The sequence below is a fragment of the Streptomyces botrytidirepellens genome, assembly GCF_003721215.1.
In the GTDB taxonomy this organism is placed as follows: domain Bacteria; phylum Actinomycetota; class Actinomycetes; order Streptomycetales; family Streptomycetaceae; genus Streptomyces; species Streptomyces himastatinicus.
Genome location: NZ_RIBZ01000601.1, coordinates 1 through 4,002, shown reverse-complemented (window position 1 = coordinate 4,002; position 4,002 = coordinate 1). Strand labels below are relative to the sequence as shown.

The following is a 4,002-nucleotide window of genomic DNA, read 5'->3' as shown; positions in this document are numbered from 1 at the left end:
CGGGCGGCGCCGACGCGGACCAGCCCGTCGAGCGCGACCGCGGCCCGGACCCGCCGCCGCACCGCCGACCGCCGGTGCAGCACCGCGTAGCCGTCGCGCTCGACGGCGGTGACGATGCCTCCGTAGAGCACGTACGCGGTGCGGATGCAGGGCCGGGCCACCGGGTCGAGCATCGGGATGCCGGGCAGCGCCCGGCGGTAGTAGCCGCGGGTGAGGGCGGCGAAGTCGCGCAGTGCTGCGGTGATGCGCCGGTCCCGCCGCCCGGTGCGGCGGGACCACCGCAGGCGGTCCCGGTCCACGCCGTGTGCGGCCAGCAGGTCGGCGGGCAGGTAGATCCGGCCGCGGTCCAGGTCCTCCCCCACGTCCCGCAGGAAGTTGGTGAGCTGGAAGGCGACGCCGAGCGCCGCCGCGTGCGGCTCGGCGTCCTCGCGGGGCACGACGTGGCCGAGTACGGGCAGCATCTGGAGGCCGATCACCGCGGCCGAACCGTGCATGTAGTGGCGCAGGTGCGCGAAGGTGGGGTAGTCGGTGACGGTCAGGTCGGTCCGCATCGAGGCCATGAAGTCGGTGAAGTGGCGGTGGTCGATGCGGTAGGTGGCGGCGGTGTGCGCCAGGGCCCGGACGACGGGCTCGTCGCCGCGCCCGGTGCGCAGGGCCCGGGACAGCTCGGCGTCGAGCCGGTCCAGACAGGCTGAGCGCGGGGCGGTGCCGCCGGAGCCCTCGAGGTCGTCCACGATGTCGTCGGCCCAGCGGGCGAAGCCGTAGAGGGCGTGCACGGCGGGGCGCCGGGCCGCGGGCAGCAGCCGGGTCGCCAGGAAGTACGTCCTGCCGTGGCGGGCGTTGAGCAGGCGACACCGCAGATAGTCGGCGCGCAGCGCCGGGTCGTGGATACCGGCGGCGTCGAGTTCGTGTCGGGTCATGGGGTTCCTTGCCGGAGGAGGGCCCGCGGCCGGGTGCGGCGGGGACCGGGGCGGGGGTGGCCGGTGATGCGGGCGGCGGCCAGCTTTCCGGAGATCAGTACGGTCGGGACGCCCACGCCGGGGGTGGTGCCGCAGCCCGCCAGCACCACGTTCTCCCGGCCGCGCACGAGGTTGGCGGGGCGGAACGGTCCGGTCTGGGCGAAGGTGTGCGCGAGCGAGAACGGACTGCCCGCGGCATGCCCCTGGGCCGCCCAGTCGGCCGGGGTGACCAGGCATTCCTGTTCGATGGCCGCCCCGAGTCCGGCCAGGCCGCGGCGCTCGAGCTCGGTGAGGACGCGATCCCGGTAGCGCGGGCCGAGGGCGCGCCACGCGGCGGCGCCGGGTCCGATGTCGGTGTTCGGGCAGGGCGCGAGGATGTAGTGGATGTGGCGGCCGGGCGGGGCGAGGGCGGGGTCGTGTGTGGTGGGCCGCGTGATGAGCAGCGAGGGATCGCTCATCAGCCGCCCGGAGACGGTCAGTTCCTCGAACGTGGCGCGCCAGGCCGCGCCGAAGGAGAGGGTGTGGTGGGCCAGTTGGGGCCAGGTGCGGTCGGTGCCGGTGTGCAGGACGACGGCCGAGGGTGAGCGCCGGTGGCGCAGCGGGCGGCGCGGGGCGCGGCCCAGCAGCCGGTAGGACTCGGTCAGCTCGCAGCTGAGGACGACGGCGTCGCAGGGCACGCGGCCGTGCGGGGTGATGACGGCGGTGACCCGCCCGGCCCGCTGCTCCAGCCGGGTGACGTGCTGCCCGAAGCGCAGGTCGGCACCGGCGTCGGCGGCCGCGGCGGCCAGCGCGCGGGGCACGGCGTGCATGCCGCCACGGGGGAAGTACACGCCCGCGACGGTGTCCATGTAGGCGATGACGGCGTACGCGGCCAGGGCGCGGGCCGGTGGCACGCCCGCGTAGAGGGCCTGGAAGGAGAAGACCCGGCGCAGCCGCTCGTCGCGGAGGAAACGGCCGATGCCGGGGTCGAGCCGTCCGAAGCCACCGAGGGCGGCCAGCCGGGCGAGGTCGGGGTGGAGCAGCTGGAGCGGCGAGTCGAAGTTGGCGTCGATGAAGCGGGTCATCTGGGCGCGGTGGAGTGCTTCCAGCCAGGCCCGCAGCCGCCGGTATCCGGCCGCTTCGCGCGGCCCGGCGAAGGCCCGTACGGACTCCTCCATGGCGTCCGCGCCGGTGTGGACGTCGAGGCTGCTGCCGTCGGCGAACGCGGCCCGGTAGGCGGGGTGCAGCGCGACCAGGTCGAGCCGGTCGGACACCTCCTCCCCCACGGCGGCCAGCGCCTCGGCCAGCAGGTCCGGCATGGTGAGCACGGTGGGGCCGGTGTCGAAGCAGTAGCCGCCGCGCTCCAGGCATCCGGCCCGGCCGCCGGGCCGGGTGGCGCGTTCCACGACGGTCACCCGGCGCCCGGCGCCGAGCAGGTGCAGGGTGGCGGCGAGCCCGGACAGCCCCGCTCCGACGACCACGACATGGCCCGTGGGCCCGGCGACGGTCCTCATGGTTTCAGTCTTCTGACGTCCGGGCCGCCCACCCGCGCGAGGGGCCGTACGGCCGAACGAATTCGACCGTGCGTGAGCCGCGCCCGCTACCTCCGCGGTTCCTGGCCACGCGGTCCCGGCTCCGGCAGCCCCGGGCCGGTGCAGTGCACATCGCCCGCCGGGAGGCGGCCGTCGACCAGGTACGCGGCGGCCGTCCGGTCGACGCAGGCGTTGCCGCGGCTGGCGAACACCCCGTGGGAGTAGTCCTGGTGGAGCGTCACCAGCCGGGAGCCCGGCAGCCGGTGGCGGAGCCGGTGCGCCCCCTCGATGGGGGTGACGGGGTCGTGTGCGGAGGCGACGAGCAGGCCGGGCGGGGCGTCGGGGCTGCCGAGCGAGGTGCGGCGGGCCGGGCGGTGGTGCCAGTAGGCGCAGGTGGACGCCTCGATCCCGGTGAGGACCGGGTGCGGGTCGAGGTGCCGCATGCGCCGCACGTCGGCCACCACCCGGCGGGGTGTGGGGGCGTGGCCGTCCGCGCACTTCACGATGCGGTTGGCGGCTTCGTAGGTGCGTGACTCCGCGCCGGCGAAGGGGGTGTCCGGGCGGAGGAGCGCGGTGTCGCCGCCGCGCAGGGTGGCGCGGAGTCCGTCGGCGAGGTCCGTCCAGCGCTCGGTGCGGCCGAGCGCGCGGTAGACGGCGCGGTCGAACTCGGCCGGGCCGACGCCACCGACGGGGCGGGCGGTGAGCCGGGCCCGCGCCCTGCGGTAGGCGTCGCGCACCGCGTCCGTACGGTCGCCGAGCCGGAAACGGTCCGCGTGGCGCGCCGTCCAGCCGAAGAACACCTCGCGCTGCCGCAGCAGCGCCCGGGCCTGCGCCAGGTCGAAGTCGTACCACTCCTCGGGGCCGACGACGCTGTCGAGCACCATGCGGCCCACCCGGCCGGGGAACGAGGCGGCGTAGGCGGCGCCGAGGTAGCTGCCGTAACTGACGCCGAGGAACCCGGTCCGCGGCTCGCCGAGCGCCGCGCGGAGGGCGTCCATGTCGTGTGCGGTCTGTTCCGTCGACAGGTGGGGAAGGGCGTGGGCCGCTCCCTTCGCGCAGTCGTCCGCCATGCGCCGCAGGGAGGCGAGGTGGGCCCGCTCCGCGGCGCGGCCGGTGGGCACGGGGTCGGCGGCCGGGGTGTCGAAGTGGCCGCCCATGGGGCCGCAGTCGGCGGGGGCGCTGTGGCCGACACCGCGGGGGTCGAAGCCGATGATGTCGTACGCACGCCGCACGCTCTCGGGCAGTTTGGCCCGCTTGGTCACGGCGTACGGCAGGCCGGAGCCGCCGGGCCCGCCGGGGTTCACCATGAGGATGCCGCGCCGCTCGGCCGGGGTTCCGGAGGCCCGTACGCGGGAGACGGCGATCCGGATGTGCTCGCCCTCGGGGTGGTGCCAGTCGAGGGGAACGCTCAGCCGCGCGCAGGTGACGCGGGCGGGCGCGGGCGGGTCGGGTACGGAGGCCGGGCAGGCGCCGAAGCGCAGCGGCGGGGCGGCGGTGGCGGTGGCGGCGCGGGCGGGGGTGCCCGGGAGGAG

General features: G+C 76.5%; 3 protein-coding genes. All 3 read right to left on the bottom strand.

Features of this window, described 5'->3' with window-relative positions; all coding sequences use genetic code 11:
- Positions 1-920 (bottom strand): phytoene/squalene synthase family protein (locus EEJ42_RS33525; protein ID WP_148082119.1); only part of this gene is annotated, 920 nt, incomplete at its 3' end.
- On the bottom strand, positions 917-2,452 hold the full coding sequence (crtI, locus tag EEJ42_RS33520; RefSeq protein ID WP_123105805.1) for a phytoene desaturase family protein: 1,536 nt from the start codon (positions 2,450-2,452) through the stop codon (positions 917-919). The genes crtI and EEJ42_RS33525, both read right to left, overlap by 4 nt.
- Positions 2,453-2,538: 86 nt before the next feature.
- Positions 2,539-4,002, bottom strand: a 1,464-nt coding sequence (locus EEJ42_RS33515; RefSeq protein WP_148082118.1) for an alpha/beta hydrolase, incomplete at its 5' end; no start/stop codon positions are given.

Excerpts from the sequence above, each read along its gene's own strand:
- crtI (WP_123105805.1), bottom strand. The coding sequence starts at position 2,452 with ATGAGGACCGTCGCCGGGCCCACGGGCCATGTCGTGGTCGTCGGAGCG.